Here is a 24234-nt window from a genome sequence, read left to right as displayed (position 1 = left end):
AGCATGCCGGACGGCCGACCACGCCACACTTCGGCCGTTCCGGGTAAACATGAGGCTTTTTGTCATACCTTCGAGAAGTGACGAGCCGACGCCTCACCGTAGCCGGAAAAGTCGCCATGCTGATCCGGGCCGGGCTCATCGCCGGACTGGTCCTCGCCGGCCTCTCCTACCCCTTCACCGCGCTGGCCGGCATGGGGGTCAAGGCCGGCACCGAGGCGCTGGAGAACATGCCGGAACAGCTCACCGAGACACCGCCGGCCCAGACCAGCTACGTCTACGCGGCCGACGGCAAGACGCTGCTCACGATGTTCTACGAGGAGCACCGCAAGCACACCGACCTGGACGACATGTCGCCCTACCTGGTCAAGGCGATCGTGGCCTCCGAGGACACCCGCTTCTACGAGCACAACGGCGTCGACCCCAAGGGGGTGGCCCGGGCCTTCGTCGCCAACCAGCAAGCGGGCGGGGTCGCCCAGGGCGCGTCCACACTCACCATGCAGTACGTGCGGATGGCGCTGCGGGACAGCGCCAAGACCCCGACCGAGGCGCTCAAGGCGACCGAGCAGACCGCCGCCCGCAAGCTGCGCGAGATGCGGCTCGCCATCGAGGTGGAACAGCGGCTCAGCAAGGACGAGATCCTCGAGCGCTATCTCAACGCCGCCTACTTCGGGCATCGCGCCTACGGCATCTTCGCCGCCTCCCAGGTCTTCTTCTCCAAGGCGCCGCGCGACCTCACCCTCACCGAGGCGGCACTGCTCGCCGGGCTGGTCAAGGCGCCCTCCGCCTACGACCCGGCGGCCAACGACCGGGGCGCCGCCCTGGACCGGCGCAACTACGTCATCGAGCAGATGCGGAAGATGAACGCGATCACCGCCGAGCAGGCCGCCACCGCCCTCAGGTCGAGGATCAGACTCAAGCTGAGCACGCCGCCCAACGACTGCGTCTCGGTGCCGGAGAAGCACAACGACTGGGGCTTCTTCTGCGACTACTTCAAGAGCTGGTGGCGTGAGCAGCCCGCCTTCGGCAGCAATCCCCAGGAGCGCGAGGCCCAACTGCGCCGCGGCGGCTACCGGGTGGTCACCTCCATAGACCCCAAGATCCAGCGGTACGCGCTGCGGCACGTACTGGAGAAGGAAGGCCGCGGCAGCCCCTTCGCCCACGGACAGGTCGTGGTGCAGCCCGGCACCGGACGGCTGCTGAGCATGGCCGTCAACCGGACCTACTCGCTGGACCAGGAGGACAACGGGCGGCACACCGACTGGCGGAAGAAGGACGACGAGAAGGGCAACTACCCCAACACGGTCAACCCGCTGCTCGGGGGCGGTGACATGGCCGGATATCAGGCCGGGTCCACCTTCAAGATCTTCACGCTGCTGGCCGCCCTGGAGGCCGGGCTGCCACTGACCACCTCCTTCTACGCGCCGCAACGGTTCGTCTCCCAATACATCACCGCGCCCGGACCGGCGACCTGCGGCATCTACTGGTGCCCGAAGAACTCCAGCGAGTCGATGACCGGCACACAGACCATGTGGAGCGGCTTCGGCAAATCGGTCAACACCTACTTCGTACAGCTGGAACAGCGGGTCGGCGCGGACAAGGCGGTGCGGATGGCGGAACGCCTCGGGCTACGCTGGCGCACCGCCGTCGACAAGGAGCTCGCCACCAAGGAACACGCCCCCGACTGGGGCGCCTTCACCCTGGGTGTCAGCGACGCCACCCCGGTCGAGATGGCGAACGTCTTCGCCACCCTGGCCGCGGAAGGCCGCTACTGCGAACCGCTGCCGGTGCTCAGCATCCGCAACCCCGACGGAACCCACGCCGTCTACCAGGAACGCCTGGTCGCCGCACCCCGCTGCCACCAGGCCGTCAAGGCCACCGTCGCGCGCGCGGCCACCGACGCGGCCCGCTGCGTCACCGGTTACGGCGCGGCGCGCGGCCGCTGCGGCGGGGGCACCTCCACGATGGTCTACGGCGTCCTGCAGCGCCCGGTCGCCGGCAAGAGCGGCACGACGGACGGCAACAAGACCGCGTGGTTCAGCGGTTACACCCCGCAGCTGGCGGCCTCCGCCTTCGTCGCCGACCCGGACAACCCGGAGCATCTGGTCGGCTCGGGCCGCTCGACCATGTCGAAATACACGGTCGCCCAGACCTTGCGGGACGCCCTCCAGGACGAGCCCGAGCTCAAGTTCACCCCACCCTCCGACAAGCTCGTCTGGTGACCATCCCCTCCCCGGCCAGCCTCAGTCGCAGGCCGCCTCAGTCGCAGGCCGCCTCAGCCGCGGACCGGAAAGACCAGCCGGCCTCAGTCGCGGACCGGGAGGACCGGCCGGGTGGGCCTGGCCGGTCGGCGGCGGGGTGGTCGCCAGGCCGGATCGCGGCCGGCCAGGCCCAGCGCCTGGGCCAGCAGATCCTCCTCCGGGCCGACCGGAACGCGTGGACCGAACAGGCCCGGCGTGCCCTCGCCCGGGCCCTGCCCGAGGAACTCGATCAACTGCTCCAGGGCGCGCGGATCGGCGGCGTAGTCCTGGCCGGTCGCCCGGGCGAGATCCCACCCGTGCATGACCAGCTCATTCATCGCGACGGCGCCCATCGCGGTGGCGGGCATGGTGACACCGCCCGCCTGCGCCGTGCCGGTCCAGGCGGCCGGATCCTTCCACGCCATGGACAACTCGGCCAGCAACACCGGAAGCCGGCTGCGCCAATGCCGGGACAGGTGCTCGGCGGACGGCTCGGGTGGTGGCCCGTCGACGCCCGAACGCTTGCGGGCGGCCAAGGTGAAAGCGTGGGCCAGACCCATCAGATGATCGAGCAGCGCGGCGACCGGCCAGCCCGGGCAGGGCGTCGGGGCGGTCAGGTCACGATCGTCGACCCCCAGCAGCAGGGCTCTGATCTGACGAACCGGCGGGTCGAAATCCAGCGGCACACGATCGGCCACGATCCACCTCCTTCGGTTCTCGTAGCCCTCACGGTACGAGGGGGGTACGACAACTTCGCAGCCCGAGATCCGGCCTTTCGCACGCTGGGCCGCTTCCGGCGGCGAACCCCACCCTCGCCCGCGGCACCGGACAGCCTGCTCGCACTCCGCCCGTCGGCTGGCACCGTCCCTACCGGCTCAGCCGAGAAGATCTTCGGCCTCTCCGCCGGACAGCAGCGGATCGAAGGGACCGTCGGCGGCTCCGCCCTCCTCCCCAGTACGGGCGTATCGCATCTCCTTCACGGCGACAACGGACGGAATGCCTGGACGCCGGTTTTCACGCCTGCGAGCCGATGAGCGATCTCAGCCGGCCGGCGACCTTCTCTGCCCGGTGACAAGAGACGAATCGCTTCCCGTCCGGCTACCCGCCGAGGCCGGAGAACCGGCCTCGAACAGACGGAATCCCCGGCCGCCGGTGGTAGGCGGAACATCCCGCGGGACGAGCGGTCAGGAATGAACGGGGAAGTCCGGGGCCGGATGGTCGTCGGAGTGCGTGGGGCCGCCCGGGCCGGTCGGCATCCCGTGATCCGGGCCGGGCATGTCGGGGCCGGGCGGCCTGCCGTTGCCCTGGCGGCCGAGCGGGGGCAGCACCTGTCCCTGCAGGACGATCGGTCCCGCCGAGGGCGGCATGGCCTGGCCGGGTGACATGGGCTGGCCGGGAGACATGGGCTGGCCGGGTGACATGGGCTGGCCGGGAGACATGGCCGGGTTGAGCGGCATTGCCTGACCAGGTGACATGGCCGGGCCGGAGTTGGTCGGCATGCCCTGGCCGGGCACGCCGTGACCCGGTAGGCCGGACCCGGGCCCGAACCCGCCCGGACCAGACTGGCCGGACCCGGGCCCGAACCCACCTGGACCGGACTGACCGCCGCCGGATTGACCGGGGCCGGAGGCGCCCCGCTCCGGGAAATCGGGACCGAAGGCACCCTGGCCCGGAGCGTCATGACCCGGGAAGTCCTGGCCGTACGCGTCTGCGCCCGGCAGGCCGGAGCCGGGACCGTTGTGGCCGGGATGGTTCATACCGTGCGGCATACCGGAGGCCGCGCTCGACGAGACCTGGCCCGAGGTGGTGAGGACCACGGTGTCCGGGACACCCTGCGCGGGTGGGCCGCCCGTGCCGGGGCCGGACGGCGAGCCCTGGACCGGCGGCAGGCCGGCACCGGCCGGCACCATCGCCGGGTGGCCGGCCGGCACCATTCCGGGCGGCATCCCGGATGGGGATCCCGCGGGCATCCCCTGCGGGCCGGACGGAACACCTTGCGGCGGACCGGAAGGCATGCCGGGCGGCGGGACGGAAGGCATGCCCTGCGTCGGAGCCGAGGGCATGCCGGCAGCGGGATGGGACGATCCGGGACCCTGCGGACCGGCGTGCGCGGCCGCGACCAGCCGACGGGCGATCTCCGGGGCCGCGGCCCAGTGCAGGCCCAACTGTGAGGCGTGCACCTGGCGCCAGACGAAGCCTTCCGGATTGCCGCCGGACCAGGTCCAGGCCGGGTTCGCGCCGGAGCGGGGGGTGACGACCGCCCGGTGCTGCTTGTAGCCGGTGATCCGGGCGCCGGCGGGCGCCAGCACGGACATGCCGGGGGCGGTCGCCTCACGGTAGCCGGCGACGGTCTGCTCTCCGGTGGTGGCGGTGGCGTCGAGGACACCGCACATGGGACGCCCGTCGAGTTCACGGCCGAGCCACGGCAGGGCGACGCCCTCGGCCACCACCGGCCAGCCGTCCCGGGCGAACTGGGCGACCGCAGCGCAGAGGCGGCGATTGGCGGAGAGCTCTTCCGCGTACCCCTCGGGAAGGCCCGCACCGACCACCAGGCCGCGCGTGCCCGGCGGGAGTGCCTCGTCGCGCAGCGGATCGACGACCGCGACGTCGGCGCCGGCCGCGGTGAGCAACTCGGCCGTCTCCACGTAGGTGTAGGGGGCGCCCTGGCCGCCGGCCAGGGCGATCAGTGGCCGTTGATCGAACGGGACGTCCCCGGCCGCCTCGGCCGGGGTCCAGAGCGGGCCGGGGATCGGCGGCGCCGATGCGGCGAGCGCCATCAGCCGCTCCATGTCGAGGGCGCCCGCCACCGCCTCACCGAGGCGGCGCACGGCACGGCCGGCCTCGACGGTCCGGTGGGCGACCGGAACGAGCCCGTGTGACCGGGCGGGCAGCACGTTGGGAAGGTCACCGCGATGCAGGGCGCCGAGCACCGGCATGCCGATGTCGTCCATCGCGCTGCGCAGCATCTGTTCGTGCCGTTCGGAGGCGACCCGGTTCAGGATGACGCCGCCCAGGTGCACCATCTCGTCGAACATCCGGAAGCCGTGGACGAGCGCGGCCAGCGAGTGGCCCATCGCGGCGACGTCCACCACCAGCACGACCGGGGCCCGCAGCGCGGCGGCGACCGACGCGGTGCCGTCGACCTCCGGCTGACCGGTGAGGCTGTCGAACAGGCCCATCGCGCCTTCGATGACGGTGACCTGCGCACCGGACGCGCCGTGCGCGAAGAGCGGCGCGACACGCTGCGCGCCGACCAGGCGCGGGTCGAGGTTGCGGCCGGGGCGTCCGGCGGCCAGTCCGAGGTACGCCGCGTCGGTGTGATCCGGGCCGACCTTGAAGCCCGCGGTCGGGATGCCGCGTCCGCTGAGCGCGGCGAGCAGTCCCACGGCGATGGCCGTCTTGCCGTGGCCGGACGACGGCGCGCTCACGACCAGACGAGGCTGGGCGGTGATCAATGTCTCCCCCGAGGTTTCCGCAGGCGGCCGCCACTTCTCGTCGACTGCCGGATGTCGCAGACTACCTGGCTGGAGCAGGGACTATCGCCTAGCCGGGTAGCCTCAGGGGGTGTACCGGTTCCTGCTCACCCCCCGCTGGCTGGCCGCGGCCGCGCTCACCGTCGTCGCCTCGGTGGTGATGGTCATGCTCGGCAACTGGCAGTTGCACCGGTATCAGGAACGCACGGCCATCAATGACCGGATCGACGCCGCGAACACCGTCGACGCCGTCGCGTTGACCTCGGTGCTGACCGCGCCGACCGCGGCGGGCACCCCGGGCGCCGCCCCGGGCAAGGCTCTGGCCTGGACAAAGGTCACCCTCAGCGGCCGCTACGACCCGGCCAACGAGATCCAGGCGCGGGGCCGCACGGTGGGCAGCAAGGTCGGTTTCGAGATCCTCACACCGCTCCTCCTGGAGGACGGCACGGCCGTTCTGGTGGACCGTGGCTGGGTGCCCGCGCCGCCCGGCGGGGCGCTCGCCGCACCCGAGGTTCCGCCCGCTCCGACCGGGCAGGTCACGGTCGTCGGGCAGATTCACCTGTCGGAAAGCCGACCCGCTCCGGTGGACCGGCGGGACGGCCGTCTGGACACCCGGCGGATCAGTCTGCCGCGCCTCGCCACCGAACTGCCCTTCCCGGTCTACGGGGCGTATGTCCTGTTGACGGAACAGACTCCGGCGGCCGATCCGGCCTTCGTCCCGATCCCGATCCCGCACGAGGACTCCTGGCAGAACGGCGGCTACGCCGTCCAGTGGTGGGTCTTCGCCGGGATGGTCTTCGTGCTGTACGGCTGGCAGGCCCGGCGGGAGGCCCTGGAGTCGGCGTCCGGGAAGCCGTCCGGCGCCCGGCCCGCGAGAAAGGCCGACCGTTCCCGCGACCGCGTCGAGGCGGCCGACCAGCGCAAGGCCTCGCGCGACCGCGTCGAGGAGGCGGACCGGCGGGCCGCCGCGTCGCGGTCCGCCACCGTGACGGCCGACCGGCCGGAGAGCGACTAGCACCTCCTCCTCCCGGCCGTGCCGCCGACGCCACCGAAATCGCCGTATCGAGTAGACGGTGGCGCGCGGCCGTGAGCGCCGCCTCGCGACGATCGGTGAGGGCGAATAGGGTGGCGGCATGACCTTTCCGTCTGGTGATCCGTGGGGCGCGCCCGCTCCCTCGCCGGAGCCGGAGAGCCCGGCCGTCCCGGAGGCGACCGGGCCGGTGATCGTGGAGATCGCTGAGATTCACGTCACCTCCTCGCTGGTCCGGACACCGGTGGGTGATCTGCCGCTCGCCGGCTCGCGGTGGCATGTCACCGATCACTGGCTCTCGCAACGGCGCACCCCGATGTGGGCGAAGGTGGCGGCCTTCCTCGCGATCTGCCCGACCGGTGGCCTCAGCCTGCTGCTCCTGCTGGTCAAGGAGACGGTTCCGCAGGGAACGGTGCATGTGACCGTGACGAGCGGCACTCATCAGTACGTGGGCCGTGTCCCGGTTCAGCGCGAGGGCGATGTGGCGTCGATCAATCAGCAGGTCAACTACGTCCGGAGTCTGGCCGCGCTCTGACCCCGACGGCTCAGGGCCCGGTGGAGGCCACTCCGGCGTGGAGAGCCCGGACCATCGCGATGGTGTCGGCCTCGGCGGCGGTCTTGTCGTCGCGGTAGCGGAGCACCCGCGCGAACCGGAGGGCGACCCCGCCCGGATAGCGGGGTGACGTCTGGACGCCGTCGAAGGCGATCTCGACGACCTGCTCCGGCCGGACCCGGACGACCCAGCCGTCGTCGGAGACGGCCAGTGCCTGGAAACGCTCGGTCTGCCAGCGCAGCAGCTCGTCGGTCAGGCCCTTGAACGTCTTGCCGAGCATGACGAACCCGCCGGAGTCCGGGTCCCGGGCGCCGAGATGCAGGTTGGAGAGCCATCCACGGCGGCGGCCGTTGCCCCACTCGACCGCGAGGACGACCAGGTCGAGGGTGTGGCGGGGTTTCACCTTGATCCAGGCGGCGCCCCGGCGGCCCACGTCGTACGCCGCCTCGGGCGCCTTGATCACGACGCCCTCCTGCCCGGCGGCCAGGGCGGCGGCGAACGCGGCCGCCGCCTGCTCCTCGCTCCCGGCCTCGGTGCGGCCGACGATGAGGGACTCCGGCAGCGACTCGGCGAGGGCCGCCCAGCGCACCCGGCCGGGTTCGTCGAGCATGTCGGCGCCGTCGAGGTGGAGCAGGTCGAAGAAGTACGGCCGGAGGCCGCTCGCCGGGGCGCCCCGGGTCGCCGCGCGACTCGACGTCTCCTGGAACGGGCGCGGCCGGCCGGCTTCGTCGAGAGCCATGGCCTCACCGTCGAGGATCGCTTCGCGCAGCGGCAGCTCACGGACGGCGGCGACCACCTCGGGCAGGCGGGCGGTGATGTCGTCGAGGCTGCGGGTATAGACGGCCACGTCGTCGCCGGAGCGGTGCACCTGGATGCGGATGCCGTCGAGTTTCACATCGACGACCGCGGGGGCGCCGGTGGCCTGGAGGGCGGCCGCGACGTCGGGTGCGCTGCCGGCCAGCATCGGGCTGAGCGGGGTGCCGACCCGCAGGTGGATCTCGGCGAGCGCGGCGGCACCGCCGGACAGCGCCGCGACGGCCACCGATTTGAGGTCGCCGGAGAGCAGCAGCGCCCGGCGGACCGCGGTCGCCGGCACCTCGGCGGCCACCGCGACCGCCTCGGCCAGCAGCCCGGCCTGCGCGCCCTGCCGCAGCTCGCCGCCGAACAGGCCGAGAAGGAGCCGCTGCTCCTCCTCGGTGGCGGCGGCGAACAGCGCGCCGAGCAGTTGTCTGCGGCGGGCCTGGGAGCCCGCTCCCGCGACGGTCGAGATCTCCTGGATCGCGGCGTCGACCGCGGCCACGGTGAGCGTGGCCTCGGCGGCGGCGGGTGGCCGCTCACGCAGGGACGCGTAGCCCACGCCGGTCTGCCGCTGCCGCAGCTCGCCGGCCAGGAACGCCGCCCCGGCGACGATCTCACCGGGGTCGAGACGCCGCAGCGCCCCGGCCAGCAGCTCGATCTTGGCCTTGCGGCCCGAGGTCGCGGCGACGGCGGCCGAGGTGGCTGCTATGTCGAGAAACCGCACGATCCCCATCCTGACAGCCGGTTACGTCTTTCGTGTCCCCGCGGACGCGGAACGCCCCGCCGCGACGATGGCGCGGGGCTTTATCCGGGGGTGCGGAAGTCGGTCATGCGGCCTTTGGCTCCTCCGCGATCCGGAAGCCACGGGCCCGGACCGCGTCCGCGACGCGGGCCAGCTCGGCATCGAGCGCGCAGAGCACCCTGGAGAGGTCATCGAGGTGATCGGTGAGGGTGTCGTCGTCCCACCCGGAGACGTCGACGTCTCCGAGGGCGCGGGCCGCGGCACGGAGCCGGGCGATCGACTCGATCCGCTCACGCGTGCGGAGACGGTCGAGTGGGTCACGCGCGGAACCGGGGGTCACCCGGGCCGCACGGCCGGCCAGCGCGGCCGACATGCTCTGCGCGGCGGAGAGCCGCTGCGCGGTCGGACCTGGCTGCGCGGCCGGAGTGCTCGATGCAGTCGAACGCATGTTCGAATCCTAACAGGATCGATCGCCGGCGCCACCCGTTGATCCAACCTGTGGACAACCGTGTCTCACCTGGCCATGGCGTGCCGGAACAGGGTGTCGGCCTCGGCCGGTTCGGCCCGTGCGGCGACGAAGCCGTCCGGCCGGACCAGGTAGAACAGGCCGGGACGCAGCACGGTGGCGGGCGCCGGCGGGAAGACGTGCACCGGCACGCCGAGGTCGGGCGCGTCGGCCGCGGTCACCCCGCCGTACGCGTGAATCTGCCAGCAGGCGGCGCGCAGTGCCGCATGGTTGCCGTCGGCCCAGGGCAGCCGCCGCCCGACCACCGGATCCCGCCGCCGCCCAGGCGTCCCGGCCGGGTCGAGGCGGTAGTGGATCCGGATCTGCGACACGTACTGGAAGAGCCGGGATCCGCCGGCGGAACCGGGCAGCGCCCGAACCCCGACCGGCGCGAGCAGCGGCACCGCGACCCGCCGCAGCACGCGCAGCGGCCACCGGCTGGAGGTGAGGAACCCGAAGACCCGGTCGGTGGTGGCGACGAGTTTCCGGGCGACCGGGCGGCGCTCGGCCTCGTAGCGGTCCAGCCAGCCGTCCTTCCGGGTGCCGCGCAGCACGTCGGCGAGTTTGAAGGCGAGGTTGTGGGCGTCCTGGAGGCCGGTGTTCATGCCCTGGCCACCGACCGGCGAGTGCACGTGGGCGGCGTCCCCGGCCAGCAGGAACGGGCCGTCCCGGAACGCCGCGGCGACCCGGTGATGGACCCGGTAGGTGGCGAACCAGCGGGACCGGTCGTAGGTGACCCCGTACGTCCGCAGCATCCGGGCGCGGGCGTCCTCCTCGTCCAGGGCGCCGTCGCCGTCCACGTCCCGGACCAGGCCGATCAGCCGCCAGTTGCCGTTGCCGCGCATCGGGAAGGCGAGCAGGAAATCATCCCGGTAGGGGCGGACGTTTATCGCGTCCGGCTGGAGCCCGCCGGCGCCGGTCGCGTCCAGGACGAAGAAGCGGTGCGGGTTGGTGACACCCTCGAAGTCGATCCGGCGGGCTTTGCGGACCATCGAGTTGGCGCCGTCGCAGCCGACACAGAACCGGGCCCGCACCGTGTGGTTGCCGGCCTTCGCCTCGACCCCGTCCTCGGTCTGCACGACCGCGGTGACCGGCGACTCCCAGAACACCTGGCCGCCGAGCTTCTGCAGATTCTCGTTGAGGATCTCCTCGTTACGGCTCTGCTCGAGAACCTCGATGTACGGGTACGGCGTGACCGCCCCGCCCAGCGGCCCGAGCGGGATCCGCCCGAAGCCGCGCGCCCCGAAGCCGGGGGCGAGCGCCTCGGCCCGGCGCGCTGCCTCCAGCACCTGGTCGCCGATGCCGAGCTGGTCGTAGATCTCCAGACTGCGCGCCTGCACGATCAGCGCCCGGGACTCGATCGTCGGACCGTCCTTGCCGTCCGCGACGATCACCTGAACCCCGAGCCTGGTCAGCCAGTTGGCGAGCATCAGCCCGGTGGGGCCGGCGCCCACCACCAGGACCTCGCACGACAGCTCGGCCATCAGCCACCCCGATCTACCTCGTCATGGTCTCCGCGACGTTCTTGAGCAGCAGCGCCTCGGCCACACAGACGCGCTCGAACTCACCGAGGTGCAGGCTCTCGTCCGGTCCGTGTGCGCCGGAATACGGGTCTTCGACGCCGGTCACCAGGATCGCGGCGGCCGGGAACAGCTCCTGGAAGGTGGCGATGAACGGGATCGACCCGCCGACGCCCATGTCCACCGGCTCGGTGCCGTCCCACGCGGAGCGGAAGGCGGCGCGGGCCGCGTCATACACCGGGCCGGTCGCGTCGATCACGCACGGCTGGCCGTCGCTCTCCAGGGTGACCTCGAGCTGGGCGCCCCACGGCACGTTCTTCTCCAGGTGGGCACGGACCGCGTCGTACGCCGACTTGGGGTCCTCGCCCGGCGCCAGCCGGACGCTGATCTTGGCCTTGGCGGTCGGCTGCAGCGCGTTGGCCGCCTCCAGGGTGCGCGGGGCGTCGACACCGAGCACGGAGATGGACGGCTTGGTCCAGATGCGGTCGGTGATGGTGCCCCGGCCGATCAGGTCGACGCCGTCCAGGATCCCGGCCTCGTGCCGGAACCGGTCGGCCGGATAGTCGACGCTCGCGCCCTCGCGGCCCACCAGCCCGGGCACCGCCACCTCGCCGTCGTCGTCGTGCAGCGTCGCCAGCAGGCGGGCCAGGGTGATCAGCGCGTCCGGCACCGGACCGCCGAACATGCCACTGTGCACCGCGCTCTTCAGCACCCGGACCTCGGCGAACAGGTTGACCAGGCCGCGCAGCGAGGTGGTCAGGGCCGGCCGGCCGATGTCCCAGTTGCCGGAGTCGGCGATCACGATGACATCGGACCGCAGCTCTTCCAGGTGCTCGTGGATGATCGTGTCGAGGGAGTCCGAGCCGTACTCCTCCTCCCCCTCGACGAAGACGACCACGCCGACCGGCAGCTGATCGCCGAACGCGCGCAGCGCGGCGACATGCGCCATCACCCCGGCCTTGTCGTCGGCGGTGCCGCGGCCGTAGAGCCGCCCGTCCCGCTCGACCGGCTCGAACGGATCGCTGGTCCACAGCGCGAGGTCACCGACGGGCTGGACGTCGTGGTGCGCGTAGAGCAGCACGGTGGGCGCGCCGGCCGGCGCCGCCTTACGCCCGATCACGGCGGGCTGGCCGCCGTGCCGGACGATCTCGGTGTCGAGCCCGCACCCGCGCAGCAGCTCGGCGACCGCCACGGCGGACCGCTCGACGTGCGAGTGGTCGAAACCCTCGAAGGCGACACCCGGGATCCGCACCAGCCGTTCCAGGTCGGCGCGGACACCGGGCATCTCGCGCCGGATCGCGGCGCGCAGATCGGATTCACTCAGGCTCATGCCGCCGATCGTAGGCCGGAAGTGTGACAACCTCCGGCCCGCCCGGATCGGCGGCATGCGGATCATGCGTCCGGCGTACCCTCACCGCCGTTGTCCCCGCGGCCTCGCCGGGCCGCGTCGCTGGCCCAGTTGTACGCCTTCCCGGCGGCCGATCCGGCCAGATCGGCGGCCCCGCCACCGAACCGCCGCACCAGGGTCACCAGCGGGTCCTGCGAGGTGGAGAAGTCGTCCCGGTACGCCTTGGCGGCGGCCTTCACGTCCTCGGACACCGACGCGTCGCCGTCGCCGTCCCGGTGCGGGTAGTCGCCGCCGAGAATCCGTGCGTACTCCCCCGAGTCGATCCACTTCCGCAGCTCAGCGGCCCGAGCGACGGGTACGGGGTGACTGTTCCACGCGGTCAGCCCGATCTTGTGGATGCTGTCGCGCAGGTCGCCGCCGCCCTCGTACTCCGCCGCCTGCTCGAGGAACGCGGCCGTGTCGATCTGCGACAGGTCCCCACCGCCGGCCAGCTTCATCAGCAGCCGCAGCGAGGCGGCCGGGTCCTGACCGGCGAGCAGGCCGGCCCGGTCGGCGGACAGCTCCGCCTTGCGCCACCACTCCAGCATCGCCGCGATGATCCCGCGCAACGCGATCGCGCCGACCGGCAGCCAGCTCAGATTCGCCGCCCAGCTGGTCAGGATCGTCATGATGGTCTTGTAGACGGCGTGGCCGCTGCGCACGTGGCCCAGCTCGTGCCCGAGCAGCGCCCGCAACTCGTCGTCGTCGAGCTTCTCCACGGCGCCGGTGGTCAGCGCGATGAACGGCCGGTCCAGACCGATCGCCTGACCGTTGATCCGCGGGTCCTGCGTCACATACAGCTCCGGCAGATCGGGCACGTCCAGCGCCGCCGCCGCCTCGGTGAACCGCTGGTAGACCCGCGGGTACTGCCGGTGGTCCACGCGAATGCCGCCGGCCAGGAACATGAGCCGGAAACCCCGCTCGTTCCACATGCCGAAGAACGTCTTCACCACGTCGTCGAAACCGCGCAACTCGCGCAGGGCGGAGAGCGCGCCCTTGTCTGCCGGATGCTCCCAGGCGCGTGAACTGATCCCGGTCAGGGTCACCCGGCGGCGCACCGGCCGGCTGTCGTCCTCGGTGGTCATCTGTGTCACCCCGTCCTCGCCGCTGCCGCGGCGCAGGGCCGCGCTTCCGGGCCCAACGTACGCCCGCGACGCAACGCGTGTCCCTGCCGGCGACCCGGAGAAGACCCGGAGATCGATCCCTAGGGAGCACCCGGGGGAAGGAACAGCAACCCCGGTGGGGCGCCCTGCTCGATCAGCCGCCAGAGGGCGGCGGTGTCCAGGTTCTCCTCGACCAGATCACCGAGTACGTCCAGCGCGCGCTCGCGGACGGCGGCGAACCGGGTGTCCGGGGCGACCGTGAACCCGCGCCGGCCGGCCCGCCGGGCCACCTCGGTGAGGAAGCGCCGACGGAACTCGTCCGACTCGAAGGCGCCGTGCCAGTGCGTGCCGTAGACGTTGCCGGCCACCGCGCCCTCGGGACGGCCGTCGTCGTACCGCAGCAGCGGGTCGGGGGCGCCCGCGGAGACGTACCCGTGATGGATCTCGTAACCGCGCACCGGCGCGCCCAGGCCGCTCCCCGCCGGGCGGGCCAGCGTCTTGCGGGCCGCGAAAGTGATGCCGACCGGCAGCAGACCCAGGCCGGGCACCGTGCCGTGGCCGCTCTCCACCTCGTCGTGGATGGTCTCGGCGAGCATCTGGTAGCCGCCGCAGACGCCGAGCAGCGGCCGGCCCGCGGCGGCGTGCGCGTGGATAGCGCCGGCCAGGCCGGTGTCGCGCAGCCAGGCCAGATCGCTCACGGTGGCCTTGGAGCCGGGCAGCACGACCAGGTCGGCGTCGGCGATCTCGCCCGGTTCGATCGTCAACCTGACCTGTACGCCGGGCTCGGCGGCGAGCGCCTCGACGTCGGTGGCGTTCGAGATCCGCGGCAGGCGGACCACGGCGACGCGCAGCCACTCGGTTCCGCGTGGCGGCCCGGGACGGCCCAGGACCCGGCCGTAGGCGAGGGAGTCCTCCGCGTCGAGCCAGACGTCCAGGTGGAACGGCAGGACTCCGTGCACCGGCCGGCCGGTCGCCTTGGTGATCATGTCGAGTCCGGGGCGCAGCAGGCCGGGGTCCCCGCGGAACTTGTTGATCACGAACCCGGCGACGAGCTCCTGATCCTCCGGGGCGAGCAGAGCCAGCGTGCCGAAGAAGGCGGCGAACACGCCGCCGCGGTCGATGTCGCCGACCACCACGGTCGGCAGGCCGAAACGGCGGGCCAGGCCCATGTTGACGAAATCGCCGTCGCGAAGGTTGATCTCGGTGGGACTTCCGGCCCCTTCACAGATCAGGACATCGTACGCGGAGCGCAGCTCCTCGAACGCCGCGAAGGCCGTCTCGGCCAGGCGTGGGCGCAGGGTCCGGTAGTTCCCGGCGGTGACCGTGTCGACCGCCTCGCCCAGGAGGACGACCTGGCTGGAGCGGTCGCTCCCGGGCTTCAACAGGACCGGGTTGAAGCGCAGGTCGGGGGCTATGCCGCAGGCGGCGGCCTGCATGGCCTGGGCTCGGCCCAGCTCACCGCCACGGCCGTCCGCGGTGACCACGACGGCCGAGTTGTTCGACATGTTCTGGGATTTGAAGGGGGCGACGCGTACGCCGTTGCGATGCAGCCAGCGGCAGATGCCGGCGGTGAGGATGCTCTTGCCGGCGTCGGAGGTGGTGCCGGTGACCAGGAGGGCGCCGGTCATCGACGGGACCCCCGGACGGGCGTCATGGGCTCGTGCGGCCCTTCGGGCCCCGCCCCGCCCCCGCCACCACCGGCCGTGATCAAACCTCGTGCCGCCGCCAGGGCGGCCGCCATCCCCAGAGCCACCACCCCGACCGCCCCCGACACCCGGGCGGCCCGTCGCAGATGCCCCGCCGACGGCCGCGGCCCGTCCCCCAGGAGCGGCCGCACCTCACTGCGTCCGAAATAGACGTTGCGCCCACCGAGCCGCACCCCCAGCGCCCCGGCCATGGCGGATTCGCACTGCCCCGCGTTGGGCGACGGATGGTCCCCGCGATCCCGCCGCCACACCCGGAGCGTCTCCCGGACGGACCCGCCCGCCACCGGCGAGACGGCCGCCGTGACGACCCCGGTGACCCGCGAGGGCGCCAGGTTCAGGAGATCGTCCAGCCGGGCGGCCGGCGTCCCGAATCGTGCGTACCGCTCGGACCGGTGCCCGACCATGGCGTCGAGTGTGTTCGCCGCCCGGTATCCGAGCAGTCCGGCCGGCCCGAGCAGCGCTCCCCAGAAGAGTGGGGCGACGACCGCATCGGACGTGTTCTCGGCGACGGACTCCACGGTGGCCCGGGCGAGTTCCGGCTCGTCGAGTGCGGACGGATCCCGTCCGCACAGGTGCCCGAGCCGCCCTCGGGCCGCCGGCAGGTCCCCGGCTTCCAGATGGCCCGCCATGATTTTCGCTTCGCGCCGGAGGGTACGCCCACCGAGCACCGTCCACGTGGCGGCCGCGGTGACGGCGGCCCGGGCGACCGGCCGGTTGCGGGTGGCCCGGGCGGCGGCGAGCCCGGCGAGGACGGGCACACCGACGGCAATGGCGGTGTACGCCGTCCCCGCGCGCCGGTGGGGCCGGTAGAGCCGTCGTTCCAGTGCCGCGGCGGCGGTGCCGTAGCCGGCTACCGGGTGCAGCCGGCGTGGGTCACCGAGTGCCGCGTCGAGCAGGTAGCCGCCGATGAGGCCGGCCGCGTCCGCGGTCCACCGTGGCATCACTCTCAGCGGCCGAACGGGGTGAGGTCGAACGCCCAGACGGCGAGCGCGGGTGGTTCGATGTCGTCGGGGTAGGGCACGGGTTCGAGTTCACCCCAGGCGATGGAGCCGGGGGCCCGGTCCTCGAGGAACTCGACGACGATGCCCCGGAGGTCTTCGGTGACCTGGTATTCGTCGTTGAACGGCAGGTCGCTGGGTTTGCGGGTGCCGGCGGAGCAGCGGAGCTGCCCGGCGATGGTGTCGTGCCAGACGTAGAAGGTGGCGGTGCCCCGGTGACCGGAGCCGGCCACCTGGTCGCGCAGGACCGCCGCGGTCTCCTCGAACGCGGTGACGACCTCGTCCGCGGACAGACCCATGCGTTCATGGGGTGGCGCACCGAACCAGTTGGTGTTGGTGTCCTCGGCCGTCTGGTCCTCCGGCGATAGCACCATCTGCTCGGTCACGATGGCGCGGATGTCCTTCAGCAGCACGGGTTCAGTCTGCCCGGTTGCCGTACCCGGGGCCTAGCCGGGCCGCTCCGACTGGCGGCCGGTTGCTTCGGCACGATCGGCCCATCCTGATAGAAGGAACCGCCGGGGCCGGCCTCACGGTGGCCCGGCCGGGGTGCTTCCGGCCGGGCCACCCGGGCGCCGCGCACCTGGCGATCGGCAGGGTGATCGATGCCCGGCGGCGGCGGTGGGGAAGGTCTCAGGCGGCGACGGGTTCGCGCCGTTTGACCCGGCGGACCGGGCGGGTCTCCGGTGTGCCCGGCTCGTCGCCGGGCTCGGCGGTCTGGTCCGCGATGCCGGCGACGACCTCCTGGAAGGTGGGTCCCTCATCGTCGGGGTCGCGCTCGGGCAGACCGTCGCCGAAGGTCACCGGGATCTCGTCGTCGGGAAGGACGGCGGAGGGTTCCCCGTCGATGAGGGCGTCGGTGTCCGGGCCTTCGACGGTGCTGTCGGCGGGCGCGGGCTTGTTGCGGAAGAACTGGGAACGGCCGCGGGCGAGGTCGTGGCCGACGGCGAAGGCCTCGACCTCGTAGGAGACGCGGTTGTTGTTGGCTTCGTCGACCCAGTCGCGGGTGTAGATGCGGCCGTAGACGATGACGGGGTCACCGATGGTGATGGAGGAGGCCACGCCTTCGGCGAGCCGGCGCCAGGCGGTGACCCGGACGCGGAGGCTGTTGCCGTCGGTCCAGCGGCCGGTCTCGCGGTCGTAGCGGCGGGCGGTGGAGGCGAGCCGGAAGTTGGTGACGAGCCTGTTGCTGTCGCCGACGCGTCTCCACTCGGGTGCGGTGAGCACGTTGCCGACGATGACGATGTTGGTCTCGAACACGGTGCCGTCTCCCTGGTGGGGTGTGGGGTGTTTCGGTCGCCGCCGAGCTTGGCGGATGCGGAGGGGCGGCCGGGTCGATGGCTGTGGACGGCGGCGGATTGTGGACGGCGGCCGGTACGGGCGGGATTTTGGTATGGCGCACCGGGCGGTACTCATGGGTAACCTGTGGGCGTGGAGACCGACGTCCTCGGATGGCCGTACGAGCGGCACACCATCGAACTGGGCAGTGACGACGAGGGGCCGGTGGTTGCGACGCTGGTGCGCCGCCGGGCGGAGACGCCGACGCGGCGGGCGGTGCTGCACGTCCACGGGTTCGTGGACTATTTCTTCCAGACGCATCTGGCGGATTTCTTCGTCGAGCGGGGCTGGGATTTCTACGCGCTGGATCTGCGGAAGTACGGGCGCAGCCTGTTGCCGCATCAGACGCCGAACTTCGCCCGGAGCATGACCGACTACTTCCCGGAGCTGGACGAGGTGGTCCGGATCATCCGGGAGCAGGACGGTCACGACCAGCTGCTGGTGAGCGCGCATTCGACGGGTGGCCTGATCACGTCGTTGTGGGCGCACTGCCGGCGTGAGCGGGGCTTGATCGACGGTCTTTTCTTGAACAGCCCGTTCTTCGATTTCAATCTGCCGTGGCTGATGCGGCGGCCGTTGATGTCGATGGTGCTGGCGGTGACCGGCCGTAGGCCGTACCGGAAGATGCCGGCGGCGTCGCTGGGCCTGTACGGCAAGAGCCTGCACACGGACCACCACGGCGAGTGGACCTACGACCTGGCGTGGAAGCCGATTCTGGGTTTCCCGGTGCGGATGGGCTGGCTGGAGGCGATCCGGCGGGGGCAGCGCAAGCTGCGCTCGGGCCTGGCGATCGACGCGCCGGTGCTGGTGGCGTGTTCGACGCGGACGTTCCGGGGCCGGGAGTGGCATGACGATGTGCGGGTGACCGATGCGGTGCTGGACGTGGAGCACATCGCGCGGTGGGCTCCGGGTCTGGGTCCGCGGGTGACGATCGCCCGGTTCGACGGTGGCATGCACGATCTGACGTTGTCCGGCAAGGATGTGCGGGCCGAGGTGTTCCGCGAGTTGGGACGCTGGGTGGACGCGTTCCTGCCGGCTCCGGGGACTCCTGAGGTGGGTGTTCCGCCCGCGCCGGAGGACCAAGCGGGCATAGCCACCGTTCTGGAGGCGGCCGAGGCGGCGGTGGAGGGGATCGCCGCGGACGAGGCGGACGACAAGTCCGGCACGACCGCCTAGTATGTGCTGGCCAGCGCTCGTAGCTCAGCGGATAGAGCAACGGACTTCTAATCCGTGGGTCGCAGGTTCGAATCCTGCCGGGCGCGCCATAACTTCGATCTACCAGGGCGTACGCATCTGACGATGCTCCAGCTCAAGCCCTGGTTACCTGGATTGTTACCTACTTTGACGTTCCGGCGTCAGAGGTACGCCGCGACCGCCGACTTGTCGCCCATGAGGTCGCGCCCCAGGTAAACACGTGCGGTCATGGCCGGATCGGTGTGGCCGAGTTGGTCGGCGATCTTCGCGATGGGTACGCCCGACTGGTCGAGGATCGTCGCCACCGTACGCCGGAGGGTGTGCGGGGTGGCCCACGGGAACCCGCTGCCGATGAAGATGCGAGCGAGCGCTTTGGCCGAATTGCTCTGGTCCCACATGCGTTCCGGCTCCTTCAGGTGGTGCGGAGAGCTGAAGACCAACCCCTCGGCTTCCAACCGTTCCGCCCTCACCTTGAGCCGTTCGGAGAGCCACGACGGCAGGTTGAGCCGCCGGTCCGAACCGCGCGTCTTGGTCCCGCGAACGTGAACCGTTCCGGCGTCCAGGTCGAGGTCGTCCCAGCGGACGGCCCTCGCCTCGTTGATCCGCACTCCGGTCCCGGCCATGAACGCCGTCAGGTCGGCTACCGCCTCCCGCTTCCGACGGGTACGCGGGTTGATGGTCTCGGACAGAGTGAGCTTGTCCGCGTAGGCGATGACGTGGTCTCGCTCGTCCTTGGTCAGCGCGCGGGTGGTGTCCCGTTCCCGAACCGGTGTCTTGACGACCTGCGCCTTGACCGCCCGGATCTGACGGAGTGCATTGGTCGTCAGCGTGCCGTTGTCGATCGCGAACCCGAGGATGCCGGACAGCACGCTGCGGCTCATCTTCGAGGCACCGGTTCCGTGCTTGTCGGCCACCGTCTGGAGAAAGGTACGTAGGCGTTGCGGGTCGTTCACCTGGGCAAGCGTCAGGCCCCGGATGCTTGAACCCGGAACGTCGATGTAGCGGGCGAAGGTCCGGCCATAGTCGAGGATGGTCCTTGCGCTCAGTCCGGAGTCGGTACGCCGGATCTGAGCAAGCCACAGCTCGCCTGCCGCCGCCAGCTTCATCCCGGAGGTCATCTCGACGTGGCCGCGTTCGCGTTCCGCCAGGGCTGTCCCAACGGCCTGAATGGCTGCCCGCTTCGTCGCCGCGAACCGGGAGACCTCCTTCACGACACCGTCATAGCCCCGGTAGTAACAACGTGCGCGCCAACGCTCCGCACGGCGAGGGATGGGCGCTCGCTTCCACTTGCCCGCCTCGTCCCGCATCTGCGGGCTCGCTTCGACCTCGCCGTGTTCACCGAGGCCAAGGGGTCGCCTACTCATGCATCACCTTCCATCTCAGCTATCTGGGCATCGATCAATGCGTCGGCCTCCGGTGACCACGCCGGGTTGAGCAGCTTCATCGCCTTGTCGGTCATCCCGCCACCGGCCTCGCCCGGCTTGACCGGGGTGAGCAGACCTCGCCGCCGCGCTTCCGCGATGCGGTTGGCCCAGGTGCCGCTCACGCCGCCGTGCTGGGCAGCGAGCGTCTTGGCGGGCGTACGGTCGCCGTCCTGGACCAGGAACGAGTACTCAAGGGCGAGGCCGGCGTAGGCCACATCGTCACGAGGCTGACGCCCACGAGCGTCCTCCAAGAAGGGCGCCAGGTACACCGCAGACGGGTTGACCAAGCGGAGGCCAGCAGAGCCCATGCGGCCTCCGCGCTGAGCGCTCAGCGCCTTCCTGGAGGCGGCCAACAACTCGCCGATGGGCAGCGCACGGATGGTCTTGCTCGACATCGCGAGGGATTCGGACTCGACGGCTTGACGGACCGCGAACTCGACCGGACGCCACTCGCCCAGGGCATCGCCCGAGGCCGCCAGCCGGAACGCCACGAGCCATTCCTGGTCGCCGTCATCGTGGCGGTGAACCACGAACGCTTCCCGACCACTCTCACCGAGCCATACGACCGGGCCGCCGGACTCCGAGGCCATCGCCAACGCCTCGCTCGCGTTGGAGGGTGTTCTCTTCATGCCGACGAGGCTACCAGATAGTAGCTACGAGCCATAATGATTATGGCAAGTTGGCACCTTCATTATCTGTCGCTAAACTTCGTCGTAGATCACGCAAGCTCAGGCTCAGCACACCGAGGAGAGGACATCCCGATGCCCACACGCTCGTCCAACCATGGGGGTTCCGCCTCGTGCCACTGCAAGACACCACCCACCTCACTCCGGCCCACCTGGCGAAGCGCTGGTCCGTAACCGCCGGACACCTCGCGAACCAGCGCAGCGCAGGGATCGGCCCCGCCTACCTCAAGCTGGGCGGACGCATCCTGTATCGACTCGTCGATATCGAGGCCTACGAGGAACGGGCTCTCGTGACAGGGGTCAGCGCGTGACCGATCCGCACCGCCAGATCGTGTTCGCGGGCGGCAGCCCATGGGCAGCGTTCTCGCAGAACGAGATGTACAAGTTGGCCGGTGAGTCGAGCACCGGACCGCTCCACATCCGTGTTCTGTTCGCCGCCATGGGCAAGATGAACGCCTTCGGCCATGCCGAACTCCGGGTCGGCGAACTCGCCCGAATCCTGGGCACTGTCACCGACACCGGCGAGGTGGTGGCCTGTCGCCGCGACAGCGTCTCAGCAGCCATCAAGGAGGCCAAGAGCCGCGGCCTCATCGCCCCGGAGTCGAAGGCCCGTTGCCTCGTGCTTCGTCATCACATCTTCCAGAAGTCGACGAAGGATCGATGGCGATGCTCAGTCCATGACCTTTGATTGACCTGAGCCCCCAACCTTCTGAGTAAACGTCGGCCTGCTGAACCAACACGATTGGTCACCAGCACCAACCCAAAACGCCGTGAGCTGGGAAGACGTCAGCGTCTTCTCTACTCTCTCTCAACGGCAAGAACAGACGAGCGGTGAAGTCTCGGGATGCCAGTCATCTCGGGGCTCCGCCCCGAACCAGGAAAGGCTAACCACCGAGGGCTCCGCCTTCGCCTTGGTTAACCTCAACCCGGGCACGCCCGCCCTCAGCGGTCAGCGCACACCCGGCGGCAAGACCAGCCGATCGAGGACTCCATGCGTTCCCATACACACCGCGCACAACGGCATGGTCGCGTCGTCGTACACGACTGTCGATTCTTCGTACTGATGCGGCGGGTACTGCACCGTCTCCACCACGCCGCGACTCTGCAACGTGAAGTGGTAGCAGTTGTGCATCCTGCCGTTCGGGTAGGTGCGAGCGATGGCCGGAGTGATCATCGGGATCAAGGTCGTGCCTCGCCTGCGGAGAGCCCCCACGTCGGGGCACGATTCGGAGTGCACGAGGACGGCCGGCGGATACTCCCGCTTCTCCGTCATGCTCGGCGTCCGTTCGGGAGGACAACGCCCGCGTCCCAGGCCGTCACGATGGCCTTCACTGCTTCGTCCTGGGTGTACCTGCCCAGGAGGTCCCCGCTGGTTCCGGGACGTCTCACGTAGGCGCTCCATCGGTCGCCGATGCTGGCATGTATCCAGCCGATGTACTCGCCGTCTCGCTCGATGGAGTAGCCGCCCATGACACTCACCTTGAGGACGACGCCGGGCGAGACCTCACGCATCACGGCAGGAACGCGGCGCTCCACTGTTCACCTCCCCGCAAGCGAGACAGGCCAGGCTTGTCCCGCAACCGGCACACCATTTGTTCTTGGCCTTCAAGCTGAGCACGCCGCCGACGAACCCGACGACCAGCGAGGCCACTACGGCTATCAGCACCATGGGTCACACCCCTCATTGGCAACAGGGATAGACGCTAGGTAAGGGCTAACTCACGGGTCCACGATGTTGCGAATAGTTGCTTCAGCTCAGCTCACCGGCAACGCGCGTAACGAGGTCTCGGGCATGCTTCCCGTACAGGGCGACCTGATGCAAGTTCTCGAACATCCGCCCATACAGCTCGATCTCGCTGGGCTGGGTGACCTCGATACTTGCCGTCGGCGTCTCCAAAGCAACGAGCTGGTTGTCGAACATCCAGAACCCTGCAGACGGTACGGCTCCCCGCTCAACCATGAGCGGGATGATGCCGAGCGCAACCGTCGGGAGCGACATGACGGTCAACAGGCGGTCGAGCTGATTGGCCTGGGTATCGGCGTCCCCGAACCAGATCCTCAACGCCTGTTCTTCCAGGATGACGGCGAACCGCTTGCCCCGCTGGTACAGGATTTTCTGGCGCTCCATCCTGACGGCGACCGCTTCCTCCAGGTCGTTGGGAGTGTCGAGGAAGCGGCTCCAGAACGACAGCATGGCGGCGCAGTAGTCGGGGGTCTGGAAGAGGCCAGGGATCACGTTGTGCTCGTAGATCCGGAAGAGGTTCGTCTCCTCGTAGAGGGTGGGAGCACGGATTCCCAGCAGCCGCTTCATGCCGGCTCTCGCCTGGCGACGGAACTCCACGTACGCCGACTCGACCGTCCGCAACGTGGCGAGAAGATCGGCGACCTCAGCGTCTGCCTCGCACGCCCGGCACCAGTCCCGGATGTCGCCTACCGTCGGCTGCTGAACCCCGTTCTCCAGCTTGCTCACGCGGGTGTAGTGCTGGCCCGTTGCAGCAGCCAGCGCCCGCCCCGTGAGTCCGGCTTCTCTGCGGATCTCACGGAGTCGGGCGCCTAACGCCTGTTGCGCCTGCTTGGCAGAGCTACTTGGGTTCGTAGTCACGATGCGGGATCGCGAGCTTCCACACCGCGTCGAAGGCGGATCGGCAGAGGTTTAGGTCGGCCGGGTCTGTCGAGGTCTCCATGCCGGCGTTCAGCCCGTTCCCGGTGTAGAGCAGGAAAACCACGAGCCGATCATCGAACAGGTAGAAGTCGTTTCCTGGCAAAGCCAGCGACGACACCAGCGACCGGGGAGTCCATCGGATGTCCTCGCCAGCATCGACCATCGGCTGAGCGATGCTGAAGCTCCAGCGCTGATAGTCGCTCAGCGGTTCAGACACCACCCGAGCCCGCCGGACACTCTTGCCCCCCGCAACGTGGCTTCGCAGAGTGATGCACCAGTCATCAAGCCAGCTCAGGTCATCCGGTTCCTGAGCCGCCCACTTGGCCATGTACGGAATCTCGATCTCGGTTCCGTAGGCGTCACGCGTCTCCAGATGATCTGACGACCTCTCGAAGGTGCGGAGCAAGCGATCAAACTCGGCCTCATCCAGCGACGCCACGGCCCTCCTCGGTGAAGAACTGGATCATCCGGTCAGGGATCTCGACCACAGACTCTCCCTCCGGAATGTCCATCTCAGCCAACGCCTCGGGATCGGTCACCACGAAACCCTGCACCAACCAGCTACCCCGGTCAGTCCGGTATAGGGTCGGCGAGTTCGTCGGGTTGGAGTTCGGGTCCTTGGCAACGAAGGTTAGGCGCACGGCCAACTCCCTGTCTCGAAGGTTGCGTAGTGTTGCGCGCCCCACCATCGTGAGCGCAACACTACGCACCGTCAAGCTTCGAAATTTGTCGATCAGCGACACGCGACGACCCCGAAACGGTGGCAGGTTTCGCGGTGCTATCACACGGCGGTGCCCATTCAAGGCCACAGCGGGTCATACCCCCGCAGGGCTATTGCATTCTCACGGCGCGGGGCGCTGAACAGGGATTTCGTGGGGTGA

At 70.4% G+C, this 24234-nt stretch carries 24 protein-coding genes and 1 tRNA gene; 7 read left to right on the top strand and 18 right to left on the bottom strand.

The genetic code is table 11. From position 1 onward, the window contains the following. Nucleotides 1-77: 77 nt before the first annotated feature. Complete coding sequence (locus tag IEZ13_RS42275; RefSeq protein ID WP_183227763.1) at nucleotides 78-2219, top strand: transglycosylase domain-containing protein; 2142 nt, start codon at nucleotides 78-80, stop codon at nucleotides 2217-2219. A gap of 83 nt (nucleotides 2220-2302) precedes the next feature. Here IEZ13_RS42275 and IEZ13_RS42270 read toward each other — a convergent pair whose 3' ends face one another. Both IEZ13_RS42270 and IEZ13_RS42265 read right to left on the bottom strand, forming a co-directional pair. After that, entirely contained in the window at nucleotides 2303-2935 is a 633-nt protein-coding gene (locus IEZ13_RS42270; protein WP_183227764.1) for a TIGR03086 family metal-binding protein, read from the bottom strand. A 486-nt stretch (nucleotides 2936-3421) separates the two neighbouring features. Further along, a complete protein-coding gene (locus IEZ13_RS42265) occupies nucleotides 3422-5665 on the bottom strand; it encodes a cobyrinic acid a,c-diamide synthase CobB (RefSeq protein ID WP_183227765.1) in 2244 nt (747 codons plus the stop codon). 136 nt (nucleotides 5666-5801) lie between these two features. Between IEZ13_RS42265 and IEZ13_RS42260 the strand changes: the two genes are divergently transcribed. Further along, nucleotides 5802-6725 carry an SURF1 family cytochrome oxidase biogenesis protein gene (locus IEZ13_RS42260; protein ID WP_229795713.1) on the top strand — a complete coding sequence of 308 codons (924 nt, stop codon included), beginning with the start codon at nucleotides 5802-5804 and terminating at the stop codon, nucleotides 6723-6725. A gap of 118 nt (nucleotides 6726-6843) precedes the next feature. Continuing rightward, nucleotides 6844-7275: a hypothetical protein gene (locus IEZ13_RS42255; protein ID WP_183227766.1), complete on the top strand. Its 432-nt coding sequence runs from the start codon at nucleotides 6844-6846 to the stop codon at nucleotides 7273-7275. A 10-nt stretch (nucleotides 7276-7285) separates the two neighbouring features. On the opposite strand, the gene IEZ13_RS42250 is transcribed toward IEZ13_RS42255, so the two are convergent. The 9 genes from IEZ13_RS42250 to IEZ13_RS42210 form a co-directional block, all read right to left on the bottom strand. Beyond that, a complete protein-coding gene (locus IEZ13_RS42250) occupies nucleotides 7286-8824 on the bottom strand; it encodes an ATP-dependent DNA ligase (protein WP_183227767.1) in 1539 nt (512 codons plus the stop codon). Nucleotides 8825-8918: 94 nt separating this feature from the next. After that, the gene (locus IEZ13_RS42245) at nucleotides 8919-9206 is read right to left on the bottom strand and encodes a hypothetical protein (protein WP_221246373.1); all 288 of its coding nucleotides are present in this window, start codon (nucleotides 9204-9206) and stop codon (nucleotides 8919-8921) included. A 140-nt stretch (nucleotides 9207-9346) separates the two neighbouring features. Beyond that, a complete protein-coding gene (locus IEZ13_RS42240; RefSeq protein ID WP_183227768.1) occupies nucleotides 9347-10822 on the bottom strand; it encodes an FAD-dependent monooxygenase in 1476 nt (491 codons plus the stop codon). Between the two features lie 13 nt (nucleotides 10823-10835). Next, the gene (locus tag IEZ13_RS42235) at nucleotides 10836-12182 is read right to left on the bottom strand and encodes a dipeptidase (RefSeq protein ID WP_183227784.1); all 1347 of its coding nucleotides are present in this window, start codon (nucleotides 12180-12182) and stop codon (nucleotides 10836-10838) included. 68 nt (nucleotides 12183-12250) lie between these two features. Next, nucleotides 12251-13330, bottom strand: a complete 1080-nt coding sequence (locus IEZ13_RS42230) for a M48 family metallopeptidase (protein WP_183227769.1) — start codon at nucleotides 13328-13330, stop codon at nucleotides 12251-12253. Nucleotides 13331-13449: 119 nt separating this feature from the next. Then, nucleotides 13450-14976, bottom strand: coding sequence for a cobyric acid synthase (locus tag IEZ13_RS42225; RefSeq protein WP_183227770.1), 1527 nt, complete (start codon nucleotides 14974-14976; stop codon nucleotides 13450-13452). Then, the gene (locus IEZ13_RS42220; RefSeq protein WP_183227771.1) at nucleotides 14973-15995 is read right to left on the bottom strand and encodes a cobalamin biosynthesis protein; all 1023 of its coding nucleotides are present in this window, start codon (nucleotides 15993-15995) and stop codon (nucleotides 14973-14975) included. Before IEZ13_RS42220 ends, IEZ13_RS42225 begins: the two co-directional genes overlap by 4 nt. A 5-nt stretch (nucleotides 15996-16000) precedes the next feature. Continuing rightward, entirely contained in the window at nucleotides 16001-16465 is a 465-nt protein-coding gene (locus tag IEZ13_RS42215) for a hypothetical protein (protein WP_229795712.1), read from the bottom strand. A gap of 217 nt (nucleotides 16466-16682) precedes the next feature. Further along, nucleotides 16683-17309, bottom strand: coding sequence for a single-stranded DNA-binding protein (locus IEZ13_RS42210; protein ID WP_183227772.1), 627 nt, complete (start codon nucleotides 17307-17309; stop codon nucleotides 16683-16685). A 171-nt stretch (nucleotides 17310-17480) separates the two neighbouring features. Here IEZ13_RS42210 and IEZ13_RS42205 point away from each other — a divergent pair, with 171 nt between their 5' ends. Beyond that, a complete protein-coding gene (locus IEZ13_RS42205) occupies nucleotides 17481-18563 on the top strand; it encodes an alpha/beta hydrolase (RefSeq protein ID WP_183227773.1) in 1083 nt (360 codons plus the stop codon). A gap of 13 nt (nucleotides 18564-18576) precedes the next feature. Then, nucleotides 18577-18652, top strand: a tRNA-Arg gene (locus IEZ13_RS42200). Nucleotides 18653-18742: 90 nt separating this feature from the next. On the opposite strand, the gene IEZ13_RS42195 is transcribed toward IEZ13_RS42200, so the two are convergent. Together IEZ13_RS42195 and IEZ13_RS42190 are read right to left on the bottom strand one after the other, a co-directional pair. After that, entirely contained in the window at nucleotides 18743-19888 is a 1146-nt protein-coding gene (locus tag IEZ13_RS42195; protein ID WP_183227774.1) for a tyrosine-type recombinase/integrase, read from the bottom strand. Nucleotides 19889-19941: 53 nt separating this feature from the next. Next, on the bottom strand, nucleotides 19942-20634 hold the full coding sequence (locus IEZ13_RS42190) for a hypothetical protein (RefSeq protein ID WP_183227775.1): 693 nt from the start codon (nucleotides 20632-20634) through the stop codon (nucleotides 19942-19944). Nucleotides 20635-20804: 170 nt separating this feature from the next. On the opposite strand from IEZ13_RS42190, the gene IEZ13_RS42185 reads away from it, so the two are divergent. After that, nucleotides 20805-21002, top strand: coding sequence for a helix-turn-helix transcriptional regulator (locus IEZ13_RS42185; protein ID WP_203834114.1), 198 nt, complete (start codon nucleotides 20805-20807; stop codon nucleotides 21000-21002). Further along, nucleotides 20999-21379 (top strand): hypothetical protein, encoded by a 381-nt coding sequence (locus IEZ13_RS42180; protein ID WP_183227776.1) that lies wholly within the window; start codon nucleotides 20999-21001, stop codon nucleotides 21377-21379. The genes IEZ13_RS42185 and IEZ13_RS42180 overlap by 4 nt, the downstream gene beginning before the upstream one ends. Nucleotides 21380-21640: 261 nt before the next feature. Here the strand turns inward: IEZ13_RS42180 and IEZ13_RS42175 are convergent, their stop codons facing one another. The 5 genes from IEZ13_RS42175 to IEZ13_RS42155 all read right to left on the bottom strand — a co-directional run bounded on the left by IEZ13_RS42175 (nucleotide 21641) and on the right by IEZ13_RS42155 (nucleotide 24096). Next, complete coding sequence (locus IEZ13_RS42175; RefSeq protein WP_127504541.1) at nucleotides 21641-21865, bottom strand: hypothetical protein; 225 nt, start codon at nucleotides 21863-21865, stop codon at nucleotides 21641-21643. Nucleotides 21866-21960: 95 nt separating this feature from the next. Continuing rightward, nucleotides 21961-22203, bottom strand: a complete 243-nt coding sequence (locus tag IEZ13_RS42170) for a hypothetical protein (protein ID WP_183227777.1) — start codon at nucleotides 22201-22203, stop codon at nucleotides 21961-21963. A 238-nt stretch (nucleotides 22204-22441) separates the two neighbouring features. Next, nucleotides 22442-23293 (bottom strand): helix-turn-helix domain-containing protein, encoded by an 852-nt coding sequence (locus IEZ13_RS42165; protein ID WP_183227778.1) that lies wholly within the window; start codon nucleotides 23291-23293, stop codon nucleotides 22442-22444. After that, on the bottom strand, nucleotides 23274-23792 hold the full coding sequence (locus tag IEZ13_RS42160; RefSeq protein ID WP_183227779.1) for a DUF6879 family protein: 519 nt from the start codon (nucleotides 23790-23792) through the stop codon (nucleotides 23274-23276). The genes IEZ13_RS42165 and IEZ13_RS42160 overlap by 20 nt, the downstream gene beginning before the upstream one ends. Then, the gene (locus tag IEZ13_RS42155; RefSeq protein WP_221246376.1) at nucleotides 23776-24096 is read right to left on the bottom strand and encodes a hypothetical protein; all 321 of its coding nucleotides are present in this window, start codon (nucleotides 24094-24096) and stop codon (nucleotides 23776-23778) included. Before IEZ13_RS42155 ends, IEZ13_RS42160 begins: the two co-directional genes overlap by 17 nt. Between the last annotated feature and the right edge of the window lie 138 nt (nucleotides 24097-24234).

Origin of the sequence: Actinoplanes campanulatus (assembly GCF_014647795.1) — a bacterium.
Taxonomy (GTDB): domain Bacteria; phylum Actinomycetota; class Actinomycetes; order Mycobacteriales; family Micromonosporaceae; genus Actinoplanes; species Actinoplanes campanulatus.
Note: the sequence above shows the minus strand (reverse complement) of the source record. Positions and strands in the feature narration are given on the sequence as shown.